Here is a 22,836-nt window from a genome sequence, read left to right as displayed (position 1 = left end):
ATTGAACCGGAACTCCACGACGTCGCCACGACTGGGAACGCATACACGCCTCACCAGGCCAGACCGGCCTCAGGACTACGGTCCCTCACCGCGCATGGCCGACTCAGCGGCCTCTCCGCTGGTCATCCAGCACCTGTTCAATCTCATCCGAAACCGCGTCCAGGAGGACCTGGAGGCCGGGCTCCTCGAGGGGGAAGTGGCCGCAGCCAGGAAGCATCACGACGCGGGTCTTGCCGTGAAGTCGACCGAGGTAGTCGAGGCTGAGCTCCGGCGTAGTCCAACGATCCTCGGCCGGATGCAACAGCACGACCGGTGGTCCTTGGTATTGCTCGGGTGGAACAGCCGGACCTGCCTCGAGGAACGAGCGGTACCAGCCCACCGGCATCGAGCCACCACCGCCGCGCCGGTCGGTGAGCACTGCATGACTGAGGCCAGGGTCGTTTGACATCGCAGACATAGGGGTCAGCACGCGGACCGGGATCCGTAGATTCGCCGCTGGCCCCCGAGCGAACCGCAGCAGTGGCAATCCCAGCCGCGCTATCCACGGGGCTCGCACGATGGCGGCAGCGGTGCCCGGCCGACTCGGGTCGAGCAGGCAGGTCGCGATGACCCGCTTGGCCAGTCCGGTCACTGCAGCCGTGTCGACCGCGAGGGCACCACCCATGCTCGCCCCAACGAGGACAAGTGGCCGCTCGTCATGCTCGCGACCCACGAGATCGACGAGCAACTGCTGCCAGTCGCCATAACTGACGCTGCGGCGTCCACGCCGCACCCGGATCGTTCGCCCGTAACCGGGCAGATCCACCACCGTCACCCGAACACCCAGGCGACTCAGGTGTGCAGCGTAGGGCCACATCGCCGCCGCGTTCCCTCCCGCCCCATGGACCAGCAACATTCGGACCGGAGCCGCCGGGGCACCCACGTGCTCGATGTGCAGGCCCCACGAACCGCCCCCGTCCGGCGCATCCCACCGCCACGACGAGGCCACCCGCCGCACTGGGGCAGGGACGAGGCGCACGAAAGGCTCGTACCGGCGGTCCGTGGAGTCGAGTCGGCCAGCTTGCGCCGGTGGCACCTTCGCTCGACTCCTTGAAAACGCCCCATTCATACCCTCAACGTTACGGGAGTGCCCGGTGTCATGCATCAAGGAGGCTGTTCACGGCTCGCGGTGATACGGAGCGTCGCGTCGCTGGCGCAGAACGGTCCGCGGTACTGCTGTGATGAGTGTTGTCGAGACAGTCACGTCCCAGAGGGCGGGCGTCGGCGGGTCCTGCGCCACGACACTGGCCGCACGGGCTGGGGCGGCGGTCAGCTCGATGCGCGGGGTTCGCGGGTCACACGTCGAACCGGAACTCCACCACGCCCCGTGCGTGGTGAGTATCTGGCGGGCGGGGGTGAGCAGGTCTGGGTAACACCGGATGGGACTGCGACCGCCAAGAGCGGCGGGGATCCTGACGCAAGAGTCCTACCTAGACCGCATGACACTGCCCTGGCATTTCACAACTGAAAACGGCCGGGAGCGCGACACCCACCAGAAGAAGTATGATGATGCCCCTGGAAAAGGGGCCAGCGTTTTCCGGCGACACAATCATTGGAGACTTTTGAATGAACAATGAATACAGGGGTGTAAAACTAGAACTAAAAACAAAGTTCTCGGGGGCCACCTTTGAAGACTACGATTTTTCAAGCACCGACTTCGATAGTGCGATTTTTGAGAATGTATCTTTCGTGGGCTGCCACTTTAGCAAATCGATCCTGGATGGGTCAAAGATCTTCTATGATTCGAACTTTGAGTCTTGCACATTCACTCAAGTCAACCTGACGAACACCACATTTGCAAGCAATAACGGGGTGTACAAAAACTGCATATTCGATAGGTGCAAATTTCAGGGAAAAGACTTCAATGGCACCACTTTCATCGATTGCACGTTCATTAAGTGCATCTTAAAAAGGGTGAACTTTAACGGTAGCAAATTTGCCAACTGCAAGTTCGTTGGGAAAATTGAAGACACCTGTTTCAACGGAATCTATGACACCCACCCGTCGCCAGATGAGTGCCTTCGCTCCGTCGATTTTTCTGAAGCCACTTTTGGTGAATTTGTCACATTCCATAATTGCAACTTATCCTCGTGCACCCCCCCGAAAGGACGAACATTTGAATCTGAGCTTTATCACCTCTATCCAAGTAAGCCGCATATCGTGAGCTCAGGAACGAGAGATCGCATTACTTTAGATTAGGAAACCCCATGACGCCCCACATGTAGGGGTGTCAACTAAGTCGATGACAACCGTTGAGCAACTCTTCGCAGATGAGCGTGTAGGTCGGATCGGCGCGTCGGTTCCCGGATAGGCATCTAGGTCTTCCGAGGATGGAGGTTCCTACTCCCTCCATCCGAAAGACCTCGACATGACTGACGCTACCCCACCGGCAGGGTTCGACCAGCCCGATCTGACCACCTTCGCTCGGTTCGACGGTCTCGGTCTCGCTGCCGCCGGGCGTGGCTCGCACCCGACCCGGCACCAGCAACGGATCGTCCGACGCACTCAACGGCAGACTCGAACACCTTCACGTCTCCGCCCGCGGGTTCCGCAACCTCACTAATCGGATCTCCAGATCCCTGCTGGAAACTGGCGGATCAGACCCGCCCTACACCCTCGATCGTGAAGAGCTACTTAAGCCTTTTTGGCCCGGTCAACACATAGAGCAACTGCAGTACCGTCTCATAGCGCCCAGTCCTGACCGGGCTGCGCCGCATTCCACGGGACCACTTGAGCATCAAGAGTGTTGCCAACAGCAACCTCTACGAACGAGATCGTCGAGCGAAGTGTTCCGGCTAGATGCCAAGCCCACATGTACAACTCAGCTGCCTTGGCGTCGTCACCATCGACTACCGTCAGTGATAGTGCCAATCGCGCTCGGCCAGCTAAGGCTTCAATAGCACGTGGCTAGTCACGGCTGAAACCGTGCCGTGGAGCCCACGAGCACCGGGCTTGGACTGGTACGAGTACCTCAGAATCCCTCCGCCACGCGGAGGAATTCTTCTTTATACATTAAACCGGAACTCCACCGAGTTCCGTCACCAAGGACCATCACCCACGCCGATGGCCCTCAGTACCCTAACTCCGAGGAGCCACCTTCCCGTCGACCCCAGCCCACGTCGACGAGGACTCGCTCGAGAGCGTCACTGGCGCTAAGACCTGCACCGAGGACGGCCTCGTCGAGTTCCGGCACGCGATCGACGCTGCGGTACCAGGAAGCGACGATCTCCTCGGTCACTTCGTCTGCCAAAGGCTTGGTGCGATGCCTTCTCAGAGTCTCGTCCAGCCCGAGTTCATAGCAGTAGGAGCGAGTCACGCCTCGATGGTCGGAACGCAGACGCGCCAACATGTCTCCGTAGATCTCGGAATGCAGGATCCCTTCGACGATCACGTGGAGACCTTGGTCAAGGGCGAAGCGTGCCGACATGTCGATGTACGGCACGCTCAGGGCACCTGGGTGATCGCGCACGTGCAGGATCTCACGACGCAGAACGTCGTGACCGATGATCGCCACGCCGCGCGGACGAGCGGCACGAATGGCCTTCGCAAGACTCGGCTTCCCGCTGCCCGAGTTGCCTCGGATGAAGATCAGCCGAGAGGTCTCGGAGCCGACGATGGTCGAGGCTGTTCCGTTCACGCGGACTGCAACGGGGTGATCGCCTCGACGTTGTCGCGGAGTGCCCGCCGTTCCATCCGCAGTTCAAAGTGAGACTGCAGGTTCATCCAGAACTCCTCGGACGTGCCGAAGTACCGCGCCAGGCGGATCGCGGTATCAGCCGTGATACCCCGCTTGCCGTGCACGATCTCGTTGATGCGCCGCGGCGGCACACCGATGGACACGGCGAGCTTGTTCTGCGCGATCCCGAAGCCCTCGATGAAGTCCTCCATGAGGATCTCCCCAGGGTGGATCGGCTCGATCAGGTCGTCCTCAGTGGTAGTCGACGAGTTCGACATTGTCCGCACCTCCATCTCTCCAGACGAAGCAGAGACGCCATTGCGCGTTCACGCGGATGCTGTGCTGCCCGCGTCGGTCACCGACCAGACGCTCCAGGCGGTTACCTGGCGGGACCCTGAGGTCCTCGACATCCTTCGCCGCATGAATCAGCTCGAACTTCCGCAAGGTCGCCCTCTCGCCGTCCGGTCAACGCGCTTGACGTACTGCTCATGCCAGATGCGCTCGGTGTCCGTGCTGCCGAACGATCTGATCACTCGACCAGTGTATAACGGGGTGCGTCATTAACGCTAGACGTTAAATCGGAACTCCACTGCGTTCCGACACGGAGAACCATCAGCGATGACGTTCCCGCATTACGCGCCGAGATGCGCAGCGAGCGCGTCTGCAACCTCGTCCGCAGTCCGCGCAGCCGTATCGAACTCCACGACCTCATCGGACCACGCGGCGTAATCAGCGCGACGGCGCTGCACGTCCGACCAGGTCGGCTCGCCGACGTGGGTGAGTCCGCGATTTCTGCCGCGGAGCCTTCGCTCATGCTCCCGCGCATCGGAGATCATGAGGTACACGAACTCGATGCGTGCACCTGTTCGCGAGGCCGCCGTCCGCCATGTCTGCCGAGCCTCGTCACTGTCGTTGACCGCATCAACGACGACATCGTGACCGAGCCGCAGATTCTGCTCCGCCATTGCACGCGCCGCCTCGTACGCCGCGACACCTACTTCCCACCCTGCCGGCAGACCGCATGCAAGGAGCGACTCCTCGACGGTGTCGATGGACAGGTGGACCGACCCCGTGCTCGCCGCGATGATCTCGGCCACGCTTGTCTTTCCGACGCCGGGAAGGCCGGAGATCACGATGAGACGCCCGGTCATGCGACATGCAACGGCGTGATCGCGGCAACCTTGTCGCGCAGTGCACGGCGCTCGAGCCGGAGCTCGTAGTTCGACTGCAGATTCATCCAGAGCTCCTCGGACGTTCCGAAGTAGCGCGCCAGACGGATCGCCGTATCAGCGGTGATCCCCCGCTTGCCGTGCACGATCTCGTTGATCCGGCGCGGCGGCACACCGATCGACACGGCGAGCTTGTTCTGCGTGATCCCGAAGCCCTCGATGAAGTCCTCCATGAGGATCTCCCCCGGATGGATCGGCTCGATCAGGTCGGCCTCAGTGGTAGTCGACGAGTTCGACATCTTCTGCACCTCCATCTCTCCAGACGAAGCAGAGACGCCATTGCGCGTTCACACGAATGCTGTGCTGTCCACGACGGTCGCCGACGAGCCGCTCCAGTCGGTTCCCCGGCGGGATCCGGAGATCCTCGACGTCCCCGGCGGCATGGATCAGCTCGAGCTTCCGCAGAGCCGCCCGTTGCACGGTGCGGTCGACGCGCTTGACGTACTGCTCGTGCCAGATGCGCTCGGTGTCCTTGCTCCCGAACGATCTGATCACGTGCCCAGTGTATGACGGAGTCCGTCATTAACGCTAGACGTTAAACCGGAACTCCACCGCGCTCCGGCACGGAGCAACCTTTGCTGCGACTATTCGATAAGCAACGCTCGGAGCGCTTGCTTCGTCTCGCTCCCCACCCCTATGGCATCCATTAGTGCGTCCGGCGCACCAACGAACGCTCGAACATGCGATCTCACTTCAGCTAGCCAATCACTCACCTCGGAACTCGACCACGATGCCTGACGGTCATGAGTCGGCCCACCGTGCGCAGCAGTCCCAGCCATTGCCCGCACGGACACCTCATAGTCCGCGACGATGTCAGACGCGCTCACTCCTGCATTGGCGAGCAGGATCGCCGTGATCATGCCTGTTCGATCCCGCCCAGCGGAACAGTGCACGAGCACGCCCGGCTCAGACCAAGCGATCGCCTCGAGGGCCACCCGAACAAGGGCCGGGAGTATACGAACGTTGTGCCTCCAATACTCCGGTGAGTCCAGAATCGGAAAGCAGACCTCACGGAACTCGGGATCATTCTGATCTTCCGTCGGAGCCAAGGTGATCGATAGCTCGCGCGGCGACCGGGCCACGGGATCTGTCTCCCGTGCACCCGTTTCGTAGGCACATCTCAGGTCAACTATCGAACGCAATCCCCACCCCGCAGCGTCGCGCCAACCGGCTTCCGTGAGGGACTCACGTCGCGGCCCCCGCGCGATGCGCCGATGCAGCGTCGTACCCCCTGGCGCGAGCGGCGTCGACATTCCTCCGAGGTCCCGGGCATTGCGAAAGCCATCCCATGTCAACTCGCGCATCGAAGAAACCTATCACCACAGAAATCGAGGATCAGCATCCTGTGAGATCGCTGGCGCCACCGTCGGAGGAATCCGCCAGAACGCCCCAAAGGTTCAGTTCGAGAACCGGAACTCGACCAAGTTCCGGCACGGACCAACCTCAGCGGCCGCTGGGTCGCAACGGCCCGGTCTGATCGCGGGACAGCCAGTGATGGAGCACATCGGTCCACTCGTCGAAAGCGTCAAGGTGGGCGTCATGGCTGCCGTCGGCCAGATCTACTCTCTCCGTTTCAGGCCTGCGACGGACCAGTTCGTCCTTATCGGCATCGCTGAACATCCCATGCTTTGCGAAGACCGCGAGCGTCGGAACCTGCAGAGCCTCCCACTCCTGCCAGCGCGGCTCATGGACGGCCTCGATCGTGCGCTGCATGACCGAGGCATCGAAGCGCGGCACCAGGCCATCATCGGCCTGAAGAAGGTCGGCCACCCAGGCATTGACGATCGCGTCATCACCGAGGAACCCCCGCGCGGCAGCTTCGTCTTCGAACGGCACCGGCCAGGACTCGAAGTAGCTGCCGAGTCCGGCAGCTTCTCCCGGATCACCGTTGCCCGCCACGTGCCCTTCCAGCATCACGAGCCCCTCGACCAGGTCTGGCCTCGCCGCCGCGACAAGGAACGCGGTGTGGGCTCCCATCGACTGCCCGACAAGCGTCGCCCGCCGCCCAGGGACGAGTTCCTCAATCACTGCGACGACGTCTCCGACGAAGGCATCGCGCGACAGATCATCGGGAAGCCGCGTGCTCGCGCCGTGCCCCCGCTGGTCTACGAGCAGCACACGATAGCCCGGTAGCGCATGCGCCGTGGGCAACAGTTCGCGTGAACTCCCCGCGAGGCCGTGCAACAGTACGACGGTGGGGCCATCGCCACCGAGGTCGGTGACCGCGATCCAGACGCCGTCGGGGCGCAGCACTGTGCGGTCCATCACGTCAAGCGCAGTGGCGTGATCGCCGCGACCATGTCGCGCAGCGCTCGACGCTCGAGCCGCAGCTCATAGTTCGACTGTAAGTTCACCCAAAACTCCTCGGACGTGCCGAAGTAGCGCGCGAAACGGAAAGCTGTGTCCTCACTGATCCCGCGCTTGCCGTGCACGATCTCGTTGATCCGGCGCGGGGGCACACCGATCGACACCGCAAGCTTGTTTTGCGTGATCCCGAAACCCTCGATGAAGTCCTCCATCAGGATCTCTCCCGGGCGGATCGTCTCGATCCGATCTGCCTCAGTCCCCGCCGCGCTGCGTGAGCGTTGACGGTGTGCGGCCCAACCCTCCAGCTTCATCGGCCTACGGCTTCGTCGCGTACACGCGGAAACGCCGCTGAGTCACCTTGATCGGGCGATCTTCGTCCAGCGCCAACAGCTGGGCCTCGTGCTCAGATACGGAGAAGTTCGGCGCATCCCAAGGAGTCAAGGCAAGATACGTGATCAGCGCCGTCACGCTCTCGAACTCCATCGTTCCATGCCAATCGTCCACGACGTCAACATTCAGGCCCGCCGACTCAATGTCATCGACGAAGCGACGCGAAGTCACATGCGGATACTCAAACGGCTGACCGAACCATTCGTGGACCTCCTCCGCATCATGCCCGTCGACCTGTTGCGTCAACAATCGACCCCCGGGAGCCAGCACCCGTGCAATCTCCTGCGGATCAATCGACTCATGGCGGGACATCACGAGATCGAAGCTGCTGTCGGCAAACGGCATCCGCGTGTCCTGCTCAGAGTCGTACCTGACAACTGCGATGCCCCGCGAGGCAAGAGCGCGGTGCGCTACCGCGACGTTCGGTTCCCAACCCTCAGTGGCGATGATGCTCTTGCCCGTGATGTCGTCCGAGCCCAGCAGGTCCAGCAGCCTCTCACCGCCACCGGTCCCAAGGTCCGCAATCCGCCGTGCAGAAGCAATGGCGGAGAAGCAATCCTGTTCGAAGTCCCACCACGGTTCGTCGGCGCTAAGCTGCCCGTCGAGGGTCGAGAAGTCCCAGCCCACCATCGTCGACTCTCTGTACACGCGTCGCCACTCGTCAATCATGAGGCCAGCATAGGTACGTTTCGTCTCGCCTGCGGCCGGCTCAACGACCGGAACACGTCAGACGTTGAAGCGGAATTCCACTGAGTTCCGGCACGGACAACCATCTGCGTCAACTGCCCGCCACGGACCTCAAGAGTGGTCGGCGACCAACCTCCCAAGCACGTCGAGATCGTGGCGGTCCTCCGGCCGGAGGTCGTAACCGAGCCTCAGCGCCATGAGTCGCGCGGCGCACGCGACAACTACCGAGCGATCTCCGATCACTCCGACCGCGCGCTCGCGCGCTCGGTGGACGAACGAGTCTTCACCGAAGCCCTGCTGGACCCCGTCGCCGACACAGTCCACGTCCATCGGATGGATGTCGACCGCCCTGTCGCCGGCGCGCAGCTCAACTCGGATCGGACGCCAGTCCTCCACGATGCTGTATCCGCGACCGAGCAACCATTCCATGAAGGCGTCGACCGTCGTCGAGTCGACGAACACATCCAGATCACCATGTGATCTGGTCTGGGAACCGTGCAGAGCGTCAACGGCCCACCCGCCGTTGACCTGGTAGACGACTGATCGCTCCTCGAGCCAGCCAACGACTCGGACTACCTCAGCGGCGTCCATCCCGCTGAAGGTCATGCGGATTGCAGCGGCACGATGGCGTCGATCTGCTCAGCCGCGCGATCCTCTGCGAGGTCGAGGTCGTAGAGCGTCTGCAGGTTCAGCCAGAACTGTGCGGTGGTGCCGAAGAGCTTGCCGAGCCGGAGCGCGGTGTCCGCCGTGATCCCCCGCTTGCCATGCACGATCTCGTTGATCCGCCGAGGCGGGACGCCGATCGACACGGCGAGCTTGTTCTGCGTGATCCCGAAGCCCTCGATGAAGTCCTCCATGAGGACCTCCCCAGGGTGGATCGGGGCAATCTTCTCAGTGGTAGTCAACGATCTCCACCTCCTCCGGTCCTGCGTCGGTCCGCACGAACCAGATCCGCCACTCGTCGTTGATCCTGATGCTGTGCTGCCCGGCGCGGTCGCCCTTCAGCGCTTCGAGCCGGTTGCCCGGCGGGACCCGAAGATCCTCGATGGACTCCGCCGATCCCACCTGACGAAGCTTGCGCAGTGCGACCCGATGGATCCGATGATCGATCGAGCGCACTCGCTCACGACGCCACAATCGTTCGGTGTCCTTGCTCCCGAACGATCTGATCACGAGACCAGGATATAACGACCGGCGTCAATAACGCTAGACGTTAAACCTGAACTCGACCACATTCCGTAGCTGAATAACCTCTACGTCGCGGGTGACTCGTGGGTAGTCGTAGCCCGGTCACGTGCGTTCGTCGGATCGCACCATCAGTCCCTCGAGTCGCGTCGTTGGCAAACGGCCGGTCACCTATCGCTTCAGCGTGACTGCCACTTGTACGCCGAGTTGGGTGAAACCCAATCGCTGTGCGAGCCGGCGGGATGCCTCGTTTCCCTGACGACTGCGCCACTGTGCGACCAGACCGATCCCCAACGCCTCCTGCGTCGCTACAGCTGCGGTGGCATAGGCGAAGCCCGCCCCTCGGTGCGCCGGACTTGCGAGGACCGCCATCTGGGCGAGCTCCGAACGCCAGCGTTTGAAGCCTGCGACCGCAGCAGGGCTCCCGGCCGGAGCCATCGCGGTCCACTGGCGTTCTGTTTCCTCGATGCCGCTCTCTTGCCACTCGGATGCGCTCACTTGACTCCGCAGGGTGGCCATATCCTCCGGCCCGGAGGCACAAGCACCGATCCGCGTCAGCCGTGGACTGCTGTCGGCGAAGAGAAGGTCAGCGCTACCGATGGGGTCAGCGCCTGCAGGAAGCATCCTCGCGAGAGCGGCTGCATCAAGGAGCGACTCTGGGGGTGCGTGACGAAGCAGCTCCACGTGTTCCGGAGGTGCAGCCGCGAAACCGTACCCTTCGACACGCACGACAACGACAGCCTCGATATCCGCCCGTTCAACGAAGACCCACTCATCCTTGCGGATGTCCTGGGCAGGCACACCGATCACGCTCGCCCACCCCGACACAATCCGACGCCGAGCGGTGTCAGAGAGTGGCTCGGAAACGGAGTTCATCTGTCCACTCTAGGGTGTTCGCAGTTGAACACTTGCGGGCCGAGCGAGTCTGTCTGGAAAGACCACGAGCAGCCCCTGCACCGCCCCCTGCGCTGAGCTCGAGGGGGCTATACGTTAAAGCGGAACTCCACCGTGTTTCATTGTCACGGAACATTTGGATCATGCTCCAAAGGAGCCAACCAGTCCAGCAAGACAGGCTCAATTATCGACGCTAGCAACTCGTACCCATCGGCATCCGGGTGGAAACCATCCCCGACCGCCACTTGATGCCGCCACATCCTCGAATCGCGTGTCGGGCGGAATGTGGAGACGAACCGGATACCGAGGACCCCTGTCTCTGATTGAAGGGACCGATCCCGAGTCTCGATCAGCGAGTTCTGCTGATCATCAGCGACGGCTGGCGGCCCAACAAGTAAGAACCGCTCCGGCGAAATGCTCTGCGCCGCACTCCGAACAGCCCTGAGACCATCTTCGACGGATGCTCGTAGACGCCCTCCGACGTCACTCGTGTCATTGACGCCGAACGAGACAACGAGGCGGGCGTCTTCGGCATCCGACCACCTCGGCGGCGCTTCAAGCGGAATTCGGGATGCAACCTGAATAGACGTCTCGCTCCGTACGCCGAGGTTGTAAGACGTCAGCCTGTGCCCTTTGGACCGAGCTGTTGCAGTAACGCGCCCCACCCAACCAAGCCCGCTCGAATCGCCCACTCCAGCGACGAATGAATCCCCGAAGAAGCACGCTCGGATGTCAGGCCCCGCGAACACAGTTGTCTCATCCCTGCTCGCGCGATCTCCGGACGCGGCGATCATGCCCCCCTTGACCGCAGCAGCGTCACCCGCACGAAGCTGACGAAATGCCATGGTTGACTCGCCGCTCATGCGACCTTCAGCGGAGTGATCGCGGCAACCTTGTCCCGCAGAGCACGGCGCTCCATCCGCAGCTCGTAGTTCGACTGCAGGGTCATCCAGAATTCCTCGGACGTGCCAAAGTATCGCGCCAGACGGATCGCCGTGTCTGCTGTGATGCCACGCTTGCCGTGCACGATCTCGTTGATCCGACGCGGCGGCACCCCGATCGAGACAGCGAGCTTATTCTGCGTGATCCCGAAGCCCTCGATGAAGTCCTCCATCAGGATCTCTCCCGGATGGATCGGCTCGATCAAGTCGGTCTCAGTGGTAGTCGACGAGTTCGACATCTTCTGCCCCTCTTTCTCTCCAGACGAAGCAGATGCGCCATTGAGTGTTGACTCGGATGCTGTGCTGCCCTCGACGGTCGCCGACGAGCTGCTCCAACCGGTTGCCCGGCGGATCCGGAAATCCTCGACGTCCTTCGCCGCATGGATCAGCTCGAGCTTCCGTAGGGTCGCCCGCTGCACCGTCCGATCGACGCGCTTGACGTACTACTCATGCCAGATGCGTTCGGTGTCCTTGCTGCCGAACGATCTGATCACGAGGCCAGCATATAACGCATAGCGTCAATAACGCTAGACGTTAAACCTAAACTCCACCACGTCCCCGTCCTGCATCACATAGTCCTTGCCCTCGACGCGCGCCTTGCCCGCGGAGCGCGCGGCAGCGACGGAGCCCGCCTCGACGAGGTCGTCGAACCCGATGACCTCGGCCTTGATGAAGCCACGCTCGAAGTCGGTGTGGATGACGCCGGCGGCCTGCGGGGCGGTCCAGCCCTGGCGGATCGTCCAGGCGCGCGACTCCTTGGGGCCGGCCGTGAGGTACGTCTGCAGGCCGAGCGTGCGGAAGCCGACCTTCGCGAGCTGGTCGAGGCCGGACTCGTCCTGGCCGTTCTCGGCGAGCATCTCGGCGGCCTCGTCCTCGTCGAGCTCGACGAGCTCGGACTCGAACTTCGCGTCGAGGAAGATCGCGTCGGCGGGCGCGACGAGCTCGCGGAGCTCGGCCTGCATGGCCTCGTCGGCGAGGCCCGCGTCGTCGGTGTTAAAGACGTAGATGAACGGCTTGGCCGTCATGAGCTGCAGCGAGGCGATCTCGGTGAGGTCGAGCTTCTCGGACGCGGCGGCGGAGAAGAGGGTGCGACCAGACTCGAGAATGGCCTGCGCCTTGAGCGCCGCCGCGAGGAGCACGGGGTCGCCCTTCTTGATCTTCACCTCCTTCTCCATGCGCGGGACCGCCTTCTCGAGGGTCTGGAGGTCCGCGAGGATGAGCTCGGTGTTGATCGTCTCGATGTCGTCCTTGGGCGAGACCTTGCCGTCGACGTGCACGACGTCGGGGTCCGCGAACGCACGGGTCACCTGGCAGATCGCGTCGGCCTCACGGATGTTCGCGAGGAACTTGTTGCCGAGCCCCTCACCCTCGGACGCGCCGCGCACGATGCCAGCGATGTCGACGAACGACACGGTCGCGGGCAGGATGCGCTCCGAGCCGAAGATCCCTGCGAGCACCGTGAGGCGCTCGTCCGGGAGCGGCACGACACCGACGTTGGGCTCGATCGTCGCGAACGGATAGTTCGCGGCGAGCACCTGCGCGCGGGTGAGGGCGTTGAAGAGAGTCGACTTGCCGACGTTGGGAAGACCGGCGATTCCGATAGTGAGGGCCACGGGCACACAGTCTACGGGGGCTAGGGTTGGCCGGTGCACGACCTGCCGTCCTCCGCGCCCCGCCAGACCATGCTCGTCGTTGGGATGGTCACCCTCATCACCGCCGGAGCGTTCGAGTCGCTCGCCGTCGCGACGGCCATGGCGACGATCGCCCGAGCGCTCGACGGCATGGCGCTGTACTCGGCCGCGTTCGCGCTGACGGTCGCGACGAGCGTCGTCGGCATGGTGGCGGCAGGCGTCGTGGCCGACCGGGCGCGCCCTGCGCTGCCCATGCTGCTCGGCGTCGTGACGTTCGCCGCGGGCCTCGTCATCGCCGCGTTCACGCCGTCGATGAGCCTGCTGCTCCTCGGGCGTGCTCTTCAAGGCCTCGGGCAGGGCGCGTACGTCGTCGCGCTCTACATGGTCGTCGCGCGCGCCTTCGCGCCCGCGCAGCGCGCCCGAGTCTTCGCATGGTTCGCCGCCGCGTGGGTCGTGCCCTCGCTCGTCGGGCCCGTGGTCGCGGGGCTCGTCGTCGACACGATCGGGTGGCGCTGGGTGTTCGGCGCGGTCGCGCTCGTCGCCGCACCCGCGGCCGCCGTCGTCCTGCGGACGACATGGCACGTCCCCGGCCCCGAGACCCTGCCCGACGCCGCCACGACGCGCGCGGGCGTCCGGCGCATCGGCTGGGGCGCCGTCGCAGGCGTCGGCGTCACCGTCGTCACCCTCGCGACCGAGCGCGACGGGACCGCAGGCGTCGTCGTCGGTGCCGCAGGTCTGCTCGCGGCGCTCGTCGCCGCGCACTTCCTCCTGCCGCCGGGCACGCTCCGCGCCCGGCGCGGCCTGCCGGCCGTCGTCGGGCTGCGCGGCGTCATCGCCGCCGCCTACTTCGCGACCGAGGTCATGCTGCCGCTCATCCTCCAGACCGAGCGCGGCCTCAGCCCCACACGCTCCGGCACGATCCTCACCGTCGCGGCCGTCACGTGGGCCCTCGGGTCCCAGCTGCGTGGCCGCAACCTCGCGTCGTCGCTCACGTACCTGCGGCTCGGCACGACGCTGAGCATCGTCGGCATCGCCGCGTCAGCGACCATCGCGCTGCCCGGCACGCCGCTCGCCGTCGGCTGGGTCGCGTGGGCGCTCGCCGGGCTCGGCGTCGGCATGGTCTACCCGACGCTCTCGGTGCTCGTCCTCGACGTCGCCCCGCCCGCCGAGCACGGCGCCGCGACGTCCGCGCTCCAGGTCTCCGACGCGCTCGGCATGTCCCTCGCGATCGCGCTCACGGGCGCGGCCGTGCACGTCGTCGTCAACGCCCTCGGCATCGGCGGCTACCTCCTCGGGTTCGGACTCACGACGCTGCTCGGGCTCGTCGCGCTGTGGCTCGCAGGCCGCACGACGCTGCCCGACGGAACCGCACCAACCGCCGCCACAGCCTGAACACCGGCAGCCCCGACACCGCGGGCCGACCGGCGCGGACGAGACGCCGAGCCGGCGACCTCAGCCGCGCGTGCGCAACGCGTGGACGAGCTCGGGGACGCGCGCGTCGTAGATGCGTGCCCCGACCCGCAGCCCCGCGACGAGCAGCCCGACGCCGAGCGTCAGCCCGAGCGCGAGACCGCCCCACCCCGCCGCCGCCGAGCCGCGCCACGCGTACACCGTCAACACAATCGACGGCGTCGCGAGGACCATGACGACGATCCACGCGAGCGACTGCACGAAGAGGTTCGCGGTCGCCGAGCCGTGCGGCGTCGAGAACGGCCCGTCCCCCGGCGCCGGCACCGCGAACAGCACCCACGCCGAGACGAGCGACGAGATCCCGAGGGACGCCCCCAGCAGCACCGCCGACAGCCCAAGCGACGCGGGCGCAAGGCCCCAGCGGTCCGCCCGCCACGCACCGGCGACGAACGTGACGACGACCGCCGGCACGCCGACGACAAGCACGGCGAGCGCCCGCCCCGTCCGGTCCGCGATCCCCCGCACCCCCGCCGACGCGTGCAGCCAGAACGCCGAGGAGTCCATCGCGACGTCCGCGACGACCGCCCAGCCGAGCGTGAACGCGACGATCGCCGGGGCGATGATCGTCGTCACCGGGGCCGCACCCTGCGACAGGACGTGCAGCGCGACGACGAGCACGGGCAGCACCGTGAGGTTCGATATGTACCGGGAGTCGCGCGCCCAGTACGTGAGGCTGCGCGCGAGCACCGCACCCGTCGGCGTCGCTGGCAGGCGACCGAACCAGCCCGGGCCGTGCTGCGCGACGACGTTGGGGCGCGGCGGCGGCGTCGTGAGCGCTCGCTCGAGCCCGACGTCCCACAGCTTGACGAGCAGCGCCGCCGTGACGAGCGCGATCGCGAGGTGCGCCGCAGCCCGGCCCCAGCGCCCCTGGGCGACGTCGACCTGCACGGCCCACACCGCGCCGGGCGGCGTCCAGCCGACGATCTCGATGAGCGCGGGCGCGACGTCCGCGCCGCGCCGCAGCGCGCGCAGCGACTGCCCGAGCGCGGGCGCGACGACGACGATCGGGGCGAGCGCGAGCACGCCCACGACCTCCCGGAAGCGCCGCGCCGCGAGCAACGGCTCCATGAGGAGCGCGAACGCCCGTGAGCCGGCGATGCACGTGAGCATGACGACGGGGAGCAGCACGAGCCCGACGATGATCGGGAGGATGTCAGGCACCCACACGAGCAGCCCGGCCGTCGCGACCGCGAGCGTCGTGAGCCCCGGGATGCCGAGGAGGCCCGCGACCGCGAGTCCCGCGAGCAGCGGCCTGCGCGGCACGGCGAGCAGCGCGAACCGGCGCGGGTCGAGCGCCGAGTCCACACCGAACGCGAGCAGCGGCACGACCCACCAGCCGACGACGACGAGCGCACCACCGACGATGAGCGTGACGTCCCACGTCTCCTCGGCGATCGTCCGCGTGTACGCCATCGATCCGACGAGCACGAGCGAGACGAGCACGGCGTTGAGCAGTCCCAGCGCGAGCCCGACGATCTGCCACGGGCTCGCGCGCAGGCTTCCGGCCCACAGCGTGAGCCGCAGCCTCACGACGTGTGCAACCACTGCAGCCCCTCAGACGTGCGGCGACCGCCGACGAGCTCGACGAACCGGTCCTCGAGCGTCGCGGTGCCGCGCACCTCGTCGACCGTCCCCGCAGCAAGGACGCGGCCCGCGGCGACGATCGCGACGTGGTCGCACATGCGCTCGACGAGCTCCATGACGTGCGACGAGACGACGACGGTGCCGCCGCCCGCGACGAACTGCCGGAGAATGTCACGGATGTTAGCGGCCGACACCGGGTCGACGGCTTCGAACGGCTCGTCGAGCACCATGACGCGCGGCCCGTGGACGATCGCGGTCGCGAGCGCGACCTTCTTCGTCATGCCCGCCGAGTAGTCGGAGACGAGCGTGCTGCCCGCCTGCTCAAGGTCAAGCGCGGCGAGGAGCTCGGCGGTGCGGGAGGCGACGACGTCGCGGTCGAGGCCGCGCAGCAGGCCCGCGTACGTGATGAGCTGCGCGCCCGTGAGGCGGTCGAAGAGCCGGACGCCGTCGGGCAGCGCGCCGAGGAGTCGCTTCGCGACATCTGGATCGGCCCACAGGTCGGTGCCGTGGATGCTCACGTGCCCCGCGTCGGGTCGCAGGAGGCCGGTGATCATCGAGAGCGTCGTCGTCTTGCCCGCACCGTTGGGGCCGACGACGCCGTAGAACGAGCCCGTGGGCACGAGAAGGTCGATCCCTGCGACCGCGACCGTCGTCCCGAAGCGTCGCCAGAGGTCGCGCGCCTCGATCGCGAGCGGTGGCGCGCCTGATGCATCCATGCGCTGAGCCTAACGTTCGCGCGAATGTCGGTGGCACGTGCTTGGCTCAGCGACATGGACGACCCTGTTGCTCTCCTCGCGGCGCTGCTCGTGGGCGCTGCTCTCGGCTACCTCGGTGCGGTCGTGCGCGGAGCCCGCGCGGACCGCGAGCACGCGCTGCGCGCCGAACGGCTCGGCGCCGAGCTCGAGGCAGAGCGCCGCGCGGGCGCGGAGCGTCTCGCCGCGGAGGTCGAGGCTGGCAAGCGCGCCGAGGACCGCTTCCGCGTGCTCGCCGCCGAGGCCCTCGCGTCGAGCTCGGAGCAGTTCCTCGGCCTGGCCGAGCAGCGGCTGCGGGCCACGCAGGTCGCCGGGCAGGCCGACATGCTGCGGCGCGAGGAGTCCGTGCGGGCGCTCGTCGACCCCATCGCGACGACCCTCGGCCAGCTGCGCACCGAGGTGACGGCTGCCGAGCGCGCGCGGCTCGCGAGCAGCGCAAGCCTCGGCGAGCAGGTGCGCGCCATGCGGGAGTCGTCCGAGCGCCTCCGCGCCGAGACTGGCCGGCTCGTCGCCGCGCTCCGTACGAGCGACGTCCGCGGCCGCTGGGGGGAGACCCAGCTCCGCCGCGTCGTCGAGGCCGCGGGGCTCCTCGACCGCGTCGACTTCGACGAGCAGGTCCATGTCCGCACCGACGACGGTGCCCTCCGCCCCGACATGGTCGTGCGGCTCGCGGGCGGCAAGAACGTCGTCGTCGACGCCAAGGTGCCCTTCAACGCCTACCTCGAGGCGTGCGAGTCCGACGACCCGGCGGTGCGCGCCGAGCGGCTCGCGGCGCACGCCCGCGCCGTACGGCGGCACATCGACGACCTCGGCGGCAAGCGCTACTGGGAGCATCTCGCCCCGTCGCCCGAGTTCGTCGTGCTCTTCGTGCCCGCCGAGCCGTTCCTCCACGCGGCGCTCGAGGCCGACGGCGGGCTCGTCGAGCACGCGTTCTCGAAGAACGTCGTCGTCGCAACCCCCATGACGCTGCTCGCGCTCCTGCGCACCGTCGCGCACGCGTGGCGCGAGGAGACCCTCGCTGAGAACGCGCAGCAGGTCCTCACGCTCGGCCGCGAGCTCCACACGCGGCTCAGCACGCTCTCCGGACACCTCGGCAAGGTCGGTCGCGCGATCGAGTCCGCGGCCGGCGCGTACAACCAGGCCGTCGGCTCCCTCGAGACCCGTGTCCTCGTCACGGCACGGAGGTTCCGCGACCTCGGCGTCACCGACGCCGAGCTCGACGCTCCCCCTCCCGCGAACCCTCTGCTCTCGGTGCTCGCCACGCGGGACGACGACGACCCCAGCGATGACGTCACCCCGGACGTGCGTAACCTGGGCTGAGCACCGCCGACGGAAGGACACCCATGACCGGGCCCGACTACCCCACGCTCGAGGACACCGTCGGCCGCACCCCCCTCGTGCGCCTGCAACGCCTCGCGGAGGACGCCGCGACCGGCACCGTCGTCCTTGCCAAGCTCGAGGGCACCAACCCCGCCGGCTCCGTCAAGGACCGCCCCGCGCTCAACATGATCCAGCGCGCCGAGGAACGCGGCACCATTCGCCCCGGCGACACGCTCGTCGAGGCGACGAGCGGCAACACCGGCATCGCGCTCGCCATGGCCGCCGCCATCAAGGGGTACCGCATGATCCTCGTCATGCCCGGCGACCTCTCCGTCGAGCGCGCCCGCACCATGCGCGCGTACGGCGCCGAGCTCGTCCTCACCGACCCCGCGCTCGGCATGGAGCACGCACGCGACCTCGTCGCCGCTATGGCCGCCCGCGGCGAGGGCGTCGTCCTCGACCAGTTCTCCAACCCCGACAACCCCGACGCCCACCACCGCACGACTGGCCCCGAGATCTGGGAGGCAACACGAGGCCGTGTCACGCACCTCGTCTCCTCGATGGGGACGACAGGCACGATCGTCGGCGCCGGACGCTACCTCAAGGAGCGCAGCACGGACGTCCGGATCGTCGGCGTGCAGCCTGCGGAGGGCGCACGCATCGCCGGAATCCGGGCGTGGCCCGCCGAGTACCTGCCCGCGATCCACGACCCGTCGGTCATCGACGAGGTCCGCTCCGTCACCCAGGCCGAGGCCGAGGACACGACCCGCGCCCTCGCCGCGCGCGAAGGCATCTTCGCGGGAGTCTCCGCAGGCGGCGCGACCGCCGTCGCCGTGCGGCTCGCCCGCGAGGTCGAGGACGCGACGATCGTCGTCATCCTCCCCGACCGGGGCGACCGCTACCTCTCGACCGGCATCTTCCCGGACTGACGTCCTGCGCCGTCAACGCCGACGGCCGGTCACCCGCACGGGGCGACCGGCCGTCGGCGGACGGACCTGTCAGACAGCGTCGACCTTGAGCGCGCGCCGCCCCTCACGCTCGGGACGCCCCGACCCCTGGCCCGCGGCCTTGAGCGCGCCGCGCAGCTCACGCGGCAGCGAGAACATGAGGTCCTCCGTCGCCGTCCGGACCTCCTCGACCTCGCCGTAGCCGCGCTCCGCGAGGTAACGCAGAACCTCCTCGACGAGGATCTCGGGAACCGACGCACCCGACGTCACACCGACCGTCGTCACGCCCTCGAGCCACGCCGGGTCGATCTCCTTGGCGTAGTCGATGAGGTGCGCGTCGTCGGCGCCGGCCTCCTTGGCGACCTCCATGAGCCGCACCGAGTTCGACGAGTTGCGCGAACCCACGACGATGACGAGCTCGCAGCGCGGCGCGAGCTTCTTCACGGCAACCTGACGGTTCTGCGTCGCGTAGCAGATGTCGTCGCTCGGCGGGTCCTGGAGCGTCGGGAAGCGCTCACGCAGCCGGCGGACGGTCTCCATCGTCTCGTCGACCGAGAGCGTCGTCTGCGAGATCCACACGACCTTGTCCGGGTCGCGCACGACGACCTTGTCGACCTCGTCGGGCGAGTTGACGATCTGGATGTGCTCGGGGGCCTCGCCCGCGGTGCCCTCGACCTCCTCGTGGCCCTCGTGGCCGATGAGGAGGATGTCGTAGTCGTCAGCCGCGAAGCGCACGGCCTCCTTGTGGACCTTCGTGACGAGCGGGCACGTCGCGTCGATCGTCTCGAGCGCGCGCGCTGCGGCCGCCTCGTGGACCGCCGGGGACACCCCGTGCGCGGAGAACACGACGCGTGCGCCCTCAGGAACCTCGTCGGTCTCGTCGACGAAGATCGCGCCGCGCTCGGCGAGCGTCTCGACGACGTACTTGTTGTGGACGATCTCCTTGCGCACGTAGATGGGGGCGCCGTAGTGCTCGAGGGCCTTCTCGACGGCGACGACGGCACGGTCGACGCCCGCGCAGTACCCGCGCGGGGCTGCGAGCAGGACCCGTCCGGTCGTCGGGGCGTCGGTCGCGGGGGCCGGCGAGGCAGAGGTGGTGGTCACCCGGCCAGTCTAGGTGAGGCGCTCCGGACGGGCCGTGACGCACCCCACCTCCGCACCCTCTCCCCTCGAAGTTCTCCCGCCCGCTCCCGAGCGAACCGACTCGTAGGTCTCGAGCACCATCGAACGGTGCTCCAGACCTACGAGTCGCGGAAGAGAGAGAAGAAGAAGAAGGAGGTGATGAAGGAGCGACCGGGTCGAGGCCGGCGGGGCGGTCGGAGGTTACGGGGGGCGGTCGCAGTTTGCTGGGAGCGGTCGGATGTCGGTGGGGGCGGGCATGATGGGCGCGTGACCTCCGACGACCAGCGCCCCGCCGGGCGCGCGCCGCTGCCCGCGCGTGCCCTCGACACGACCGCGGAGAACCCCTGGCCCGTCCGGCTGCTCTCTCAGAAGATCGCCGACTACATGGCGCGTATGAGCCCCACGTGGGTCGAGGGCCAGGTCGTCCAGCTCAACCGCCGCCCGGGCGCGTCGATGGCGTTCCTCACCCTGCGGGACACGGACGCCGACGTCTCGCTGCCCGTCGCGATGTACGCGAACGTCCTCGCCAAGCAGCAGGTGCCCCTCACGGAGGGCGCGCACGTCGTCGTCCACGCGACGCCGACGTTCTGGAAGGGCCGCGGCTCGTTCCAGATGCAGGCCGACGAGATCCGCCCCGTCGGCACGGGCGAGCTCCTCGCCCGCATCGAGCACCTCAAGAACGTCCTCGCAGCCGAGGGGCTCTTCGACGCGGACCGCAAGAAGCCACTGCCGTTCCTCCCACGCGTCGTCGGGCTCGTGTGCGGACGCGAGTCGAAGGCGGAGCACGACGTCGTCGTCAACGCGCGCGCCCGCTGGCCGCAGGTCCGCTTCGAGATCCGCGAGGTCGCTGTTCAGGGCAAGGACGCGGTGCACCAGGTGAGCGCCGCGATCGCGGAGCTCGACGCGCGGCCCGAGGTCGAGGTCGTCGTCGTCGCGCGTGGCGGCGGCGCGGTCGAGGACCTCCTGCCGTTCTCGAACGAGGCGCTCGTGCGGGCCGCGGCGGCGTGCCGCACCCCGCTCGTCTCGGCGATCGGTCACGAGACCGACGCGCCGCTGCTCGACCTCGTCGCCGACTACCGGGCTTCGACGCCCACGGACGCGGCCAAGCGCATCGTGCCCGACGTCTCGGAGGAGCGACTGCGGTTGCGCCAGGCACGCCAGCGCGCGACGCTCGCGGTCCGTGCGCTCCTCGACCGCGAGGTAAGGGGGCTCGAGCAGGTCCGTTCGCGTCCCGCGCTCGCCCGGCCGGCGTCGATGGTCGACGCGCGCGAGGCCGACGTCGAACGGGTCCGCGAGCGCGGCCGGTCGGCGTTCGCCGCCGCGCTCCTCCGCGGCGGCGCGGACGTCGCGACGTTGCGTGCCCAGGTGCGGGCGCTGTCCCCCGCGGCGGTGCTCGAGCGCGGGTACGCGGTCGTCCAGCTCGCGGACGGCTCGGTGCTGCGGGAGCCCGGCCAGGTGACGGCGGGCGACGCGTTGCGGGTGCGCCTCGCGGACGGCGAGGTCGCCGCCGAGGCGCGCTGAGCCGCTCGTGGAGGACGCCGAACCGCGCGTGAAGATCCCGGCGGAGCGCCGTTCTCCACAGGCGCGCGCTGGCGCGCGGGCCTACCCGCGCAACGCCTCCCGCACCGCCCGCCACGCGCCGTCGAGCATCCCCTCGCCGTTGCAGAGGATGACGACGGTTGCGTCGGTCGGGACGTCGTAGCGGACGTACGCCTCGACGCCGGGGTCACCGCCGTCGTGCCCGAGCGCGCCGTCCTCGAGCAGGTAGACGCCGTGCCCCATCGACGCGTCGACGTCGATGCGCGGACCCGGGGTGCGCATGAGGCGCGCGACCTCGCCTCCGAGCAGCGTGCCGTCCCCAAGCGCGCGGGCGAAGCGCGTCGCGTCGTCAGCCGTGAGGAAGCAGCCGCCGTCGCCCCCGCCGACGACGGGCATGGCCAGGACGTTCGAGCGCCACGGTGCGCCGCGACGTCGCGGCAGGTAACCGGTCGCCACGTCAGGCTGCGCCTCGTCGAGGCGCAGGTAGCCGCTCGACGTCATGCCCGTGGGGACGAGGACGCGTTCGGTCACGCGGTCGACGAACGCGTCGCCCGTCACCTCCTCGAGGAGCGCCGCGAGGAGCACGTAGCCGCTGTTGGAGTAGTGGAACGCCGCACCCGGCTCGTCGACGGGCGGCAGGTCGGTGTAGAGCGGGAGGAAGTCGTCCGGCCGTTCCATCGTCACGGACGGGATCGTGCGCCACAGCGCGGCGTAGTCAGGGACATAGCCGGGCTGGGTGTCGTCCTCCTCGGCGTAATCGCCGATGCCCGAGGTGTGCGTGAGCAGGTGCCGCACGGTGACGCGCGGGTCGAGCGTGCGGGGCCGACGCGCGGCGGGCAGGAGGTCGACGACCGGGGCGTCGAGGTCGAGCAGGCCTGCGACGTGCGCGTCGAGCACGGCCGCCGCGGTGAGCATCTTCGAGACGCTCGCGGTGCCGAAGCGGTCGTGGAACGTCACGGGCCGGCCGGCCGCGCGGTCCGCGACGCCGAGCGCAAGACGCAGCCGCGGCCCGCCTGCTCCCTCGACGACGACGACGCCGGAGAACCGGTCGCGTGCGGCGAGGCCGCGCAGGGTGTCGGCCGCGTCGTCCCAGCCCGGTGCCACGTGCTCGTGCTCGTTCATG

The 22,836-nt window shown here is 67.4% G+C and carries 28 protein-coding genes and 1 pseudogene; 6 read left to right on the top strand and 23 right to left on the bottom strand.

The window, feature by feature from the left end; translation table 11 throughout:
* Positions 1 to 103: 103 nt before the first annotated feature.
* Positions 104 to 895: an alpha/beta hydrolase gene (locus C1729_RS13375; RefSeq protein WP_277985825.1), complete on the bottom strand. Its 792-nt coding sequence runs from the start codon at positions 893 to 895 to the stop codon at positions 104 to 106.
* Between the two features lie 710 nt (positions 896 to 1,605).
* Here C1729_RS13375 and C1729_RS15415 point away from each other — a divergent pair.
* A complete protein-coding gene (locus tag C1729_RS15415) occupies positions 1,606 to 2,238 on the top strand; it encodes a pentapeptide repeat-containing protein (RefSeq protein WP_102510364.1) in 633 nt (210 codons plus the stop codon).
* A gap of 272 nt (positions 2,239 to 2,510) precedes the next feature.
* A pseudogene (locus tag C1729_RS13360) lies at positions 2,511 to 2,645 on the top strand (ISL3 family transposase); the annotation flags it as partial.
* A gap of 464 nt (positions 2,646 to 3,109) precedes the next feature.
* On the opposite strand, the gene C1729_RS13355 reads toward C1729_RS13360, so the two are convergent.
* From C1729_RS13355 to ychF, 18 genes are all read right to left on the bottom strand, one after another.
* Positions 3,110 to 3,676 carry a kinase gene (locus tag C1729_RS13355; protein WP_207204622.1) on the bottom strand — a complete coding sequence of 189 codons (567 nt, stop codon included), beginning with the start codon at positions 3,674 to 3,676 and terminating at the stop codon, positions 3,110 to 3,112.
* Entirely contained in the window at positions 3,673 to 3,993 is a 321-nt protein-coding gene (locus C1729_RS13350; protein WP_102510362.1) for a HigA family addiction module antitoxin, read from the bottom strand. The genes C1729_RS13355 and C1729_RS13350 overlap by 4 nt, the downstream gene beginning before the upstream one ends.
* Positions 3,968 to 4,159 (bottom strand): type II toxin-antitoxin system RelE/ParE family toxin, encoded by a 192-nt coding sequence (locus C1729_RS13345; RefSeq protein WP_242493847.1) that lies wholly within the window; start codon positions 4,157 to 4,159, stop codon positions 3,968 to 3,970. Before C1729_RS13345 ends, C1729_RS13350 begins: the two co-directional genes overlap by 26 nt.
* A gap of 188 nt (positions 4,160 to 4,347) precedes the next feature.
* Positions 4,348 to 4,866 carry a P-loop nucleotide/nucleoside kinase family protein gene (locus C1729_RS13340; RefSeq protein ID WP_102510361.1) on the bottom strand — a complete coding sequence of 173 codons (519 nt, stop codon included), beginning with the start codon at positions 4,864 to 4,866 and terminating at the stop codon, positions 4,348 to 4,350.
* Positions 4,863 to 5,183, bottom strand: coding sequence for a HigA family addiction module antitoxin (locus C1729_RS13335; RefSeq protein WP_102510360.1), 321 nt, complete (start codon positions 5,181 to 5,183; stop codon positions 4,863 to 4,865). The genes C1729_RS13340 and C1729_RS13335 overlap by 4 nt, the downstream gene beginning before the upstream one ends.
* Positions 5,158 to 5,439, bottom strand: a complete 282-nt coding sequence (locus tag C1729_RS13330) for a type II toxin-antitoxin system RelE/ParE family toxin (RefSeq protein ID WP_102510359.1) — start codon at positions 5,437 to 5,439, stop codon at positions 5,158 to 5,160. The genes C1729_RS13335 and C1729_RS13330 overlap by 26 nt, the downstream gene beginning before the upstream one ends.
* Before the next feature lie 89 nt (positions 5,440 to 5,528).
* Complete coding sequence (locus C1729_RS13325) at positions 5,529 to 6,248, bottom strand: tyrosine-protein phosphatase (protein ID WP_102510358.1); 720 nt, start codon at positions 6,246 to 6,248, stop codon at positions 5,529 to 5,531.
* Positions 6,249 to 6,387: 139 nt separating this feature from the next.
* Positions 6,388 to 7,209 (bottom strand): alpha/beta fold hydrolase, encoded by an 822-nt coding sequence (locus C1729_RS13320; protein ID WP_102510357.1) that lies wholly within the window; start codon positions 7,207 to 7,209, stop codon positions 6,388 to 6,390.
* Positions 7,209 to 7,562: a HigA family addiction module antitoxin gene (locus tag C1729_RS13315; RefSeq protein WP_102510356.1), complete on the bottom strand. Its 354-nt coding sequence runs from the start codon at positions 7,560 to 7,562 to the stop codon at positions 7,209 to 7,211. The genes C1729_RS13320 and C1729_RS13315 overlap by 1 nt, the downstream gene beginning before the upstream one ends.
* 4 nt (positions 7,563 to 7,566) lie before the next feature.
* Positions 7,567 to 8,310: a class I SAM-dependent methyltransferase gene (locus C1729_RS13310; RefSeq protein WP_165375510.1), complete on the bottom strand. Its 744-nt coding sequence runs from the start codon at positions 8,308 to 8,310 to the stop codon at positions 7,567 to 7,569.
* Positions 8,311 to 8,439: 129 nt separating this feature from the next.
* A complete protein-coding gene (locus tag C1729_RS13305) occupies positions 8,440 to 8,919 on the bottom strand; it encodes a nucleotidyltransferase domain-containing protein (RefSeq protein WP_242493845.1) in 480 nt (159 codons plus the stop codon).
* An 11-nt stretch (positions 8,920 to 8,930) separates the two neighbouring features.
* A complete protein-coding gene (locus tag C1729_RS13300; protein ID WP_077342947.1) occupies positions 8,931 to 9,233 on the bottom strand; it encodes a HigA family addiction module antitoxin in 303 nt (100 codons plus the stop codon).
* Positions 9,220 to 9,501: a type II toxin-antitoxin system RelE/ParE family toxin gene (locus C1729_RS13295; protein ID WP_096798691.1), complete on the bottom strand. Its 282-nt coding sequence runs from the start codon at positions 9,499 to 9,501 to the stop codon at positions 9,220 to 9,222. Before C1729_RS13295 ends, C1729_RS13300 begins: the two co-directional genes overlap by 14 nt.
* Before the next feature lie 183 nt (positions 9,502 to 9,684).
* Positions 9,685 to 10,389 carry a GNAT family N-acetyltransferase gene (locus C1729_RS14390; RefSeq protein ID WP_129590763.1) on the bottom strand — a complete coding sequence of 235 codons (705 nt, stop codon included), beginning with the start codon at positions 10,387 to 10,389 and terminating at the stop codon, positions 9,685 to 9,687.
* A gap of 143 nt (positions 10,390 to 10,532) precedes the next feature.
* Positions 10,533 to 11,201, bottom strand: a complete 669-nt coding sequence (locus C1729_RS15410; RefSeq protein ID WP_165375509.1) for a GDSL-type esterase/lipase family protein — start codon at positions 11,199 to 11,201, stop codon at positions 10,533 to 10,535.
* A gap of 65 nt (positions 11,202 to 11,266) precedes the next feature.
* Positions 11,267 to 11,587: a HigA family addiction module antitoxin gene (locus C1729_RS13285; RefSeq protein ID WP_102510353.1), complete on the bottom strand. Its 321-nt coding sequence runs from the start codon at positions 11,585 to 11,587 to the stop codon at positions 11,267 to 11,269.
* Positions 11,562 to 11,684 (bottom strand): type II toxin-antitoxin system RelE/ParE family toxin, encoded by a 123-nt coding sequence (locus tag C1729_RS13280; RefSeq protein WP_277985820.1) that lies wholly within the window; start codon positions 11,682 to 11,684, stop codon positions 11,562 to 11,564. Before C1729_RS13280 ends, C1729_RS13285 begins: the two co-directional genes overlap by 26 nt.
* Before the next feature lie 191 nt (positions 11,685 to 11,875).
* The gene (gene ychF / locus C1729_RS13275) at positions 11,876 to 12,961 is read right to left on the bottom strand and encodes a redox-regulated ATPase YchF (RefSeq protein WP_102510705.1); all 1,086 of its coding nucleotides are present in this window, start codon (positions 12,959 to 12,961) and stop codon (positions 11,876 to 11,878) included.
* A 33-nt stretch (positions 12,962 to 12,994) separates the two neighbouring features.
* Between ychF and C1729_RS13270 the strand changes: the two genes are divergently transcribed.
* Positions 12,995 to 14,371, top strand: coding sequence for an MFS transporter (locus C1729_RS13270; RefSeq protein ID WP_129590762.1), 1,377 nt, complete (start codon positions 12,995 to 12,997; stop codon positions 14,369 to 14,371).
* 60 nt (positions 14,372 to 14,431) lie between these two features.
* On the opposite strand, the gene C1729_RS13265 is transcribed toward C1729_RS13270, so the two are convergent.
* Together C1729_RS13265 and C1729_RS13260 are read right to left on the bottom strand one after the other, a co-directional pair.
* Positions 14,432 to 15,994: a hypothetical protein gene (locus C1729_RS13265; protein WP_129590761.1), complete on the bottom strand. Its 1,563-nt coding sequence runs from the start codon at positions 15,992 to 15,994 to the stop codon at positions 14,432 to 14,434.
* Complete coding sequence (locus C1729_RS13260) at positions 15,976 to 16,749, bottom strand: ABC transporter ATP-binding protein (protein ID WP_102510350.1); 774 nt, start codon at positions 16,747 to 16,749, stop codon at positions 15,976 to 15,978. Before C1729_RS13260 ends, C1729_RS13265 begins: the two co-directional genes overlap by 19 nt.
* 54 nt (positions 16,750 to 16,803) lie before the next feature.
* Here C1729_RS13260 and C1729_RS13255 point away from each other — a divergent pair, with 54 nt between their 5' ends.
* Positions 16,804 to 18,105, top strand: coding sequence for a DNA recombination protein RmuC (locus tag C1729_RS13255; protein ID WP_102510349.1), 1,302 nt, complete (start codon positions 16,804 to 16,806; stop codon positions 18,103 to 18,105).
* 23 nt (positions 18,106 to 18,128) lie between these two features.
* Positions 18,129 to 19,034 (top strand): cysteine synthase CysM, encoded by a 906-nt coding sequence (cysM, locus tag C1729_RS13250; protein WP_102510348.1) that lies wholly within the window; start codon positions 18,129 to 18,131, stop codon positions 19,032 to 19,034.
* Between the two features lie 69 nt (positions 19,035 to 19,103).
* On the opposite strand, the gene C1729_RS13245 is transcribed toward cysM, so the two are convergent.
* On the bottom strand, positions 19,104 to 20,156 hold the full coding sequence (locus C1729_RS13245; RefSeq protein ID WP_102510347.1) for a 4-hydroxy-3-methylbut-2-enyl diphosphate reductase: 1,053 nt from the start codon (positions 20,154 to 20,156) through the stop codon (positions 19,104 to 19,106).
* A gap of 285 nt (positions 20,157 to 20,441) precedes the next feature.
* On the opposite strand from C1729_RS13245, the gene xseA reads away from it, so the two are divergent.
* Complete coding sequence (gene xseA / locus C1729_RS13240; RefSeq protein WP_242493844.1) at positions 20,442 to 21,695, top strand: exodeoxyribonuclease VII large subunit; 1,254 nt, start codon at positions 20,442 to 20,444, stop codon at positions 21,693 to 21,695.
* Positions 21,696 to 21,776: 81 nt separating this feature from the next.
* Here the strand turns inward: xseA and C1729_RS13235 are convergent, their stop codons facing one another.
* The gene (locus C1729_RS13235) at positions 21,777 to 22,835 is read right to left on the bottom strand and encodes a serine hydrolase domain-containing protein (protein ID WP_102510346.1); all 1,059 of its coding nucleotides are present in this window, start codon (positions 22,833 to 22,835) and stop codon (positions 21,777 to 21,779) included.
* Position 22,836 lies beyond the last annotated feature (1 nt).

It is taken from the genome of Sanguibacter massiliensis (assembly GCF_900240335.1).
GTDB lineage: Bacteria > Actinomycetota > Actinomycetes > Actinomycetales > Cellulomonadaceae > Flavimobilis > Flavimobilis massiliensis.
Note: the sequence above shows the minus strand (reverse complement) of the source record. Positions and strands in the feature narration are given on the sequence as shown.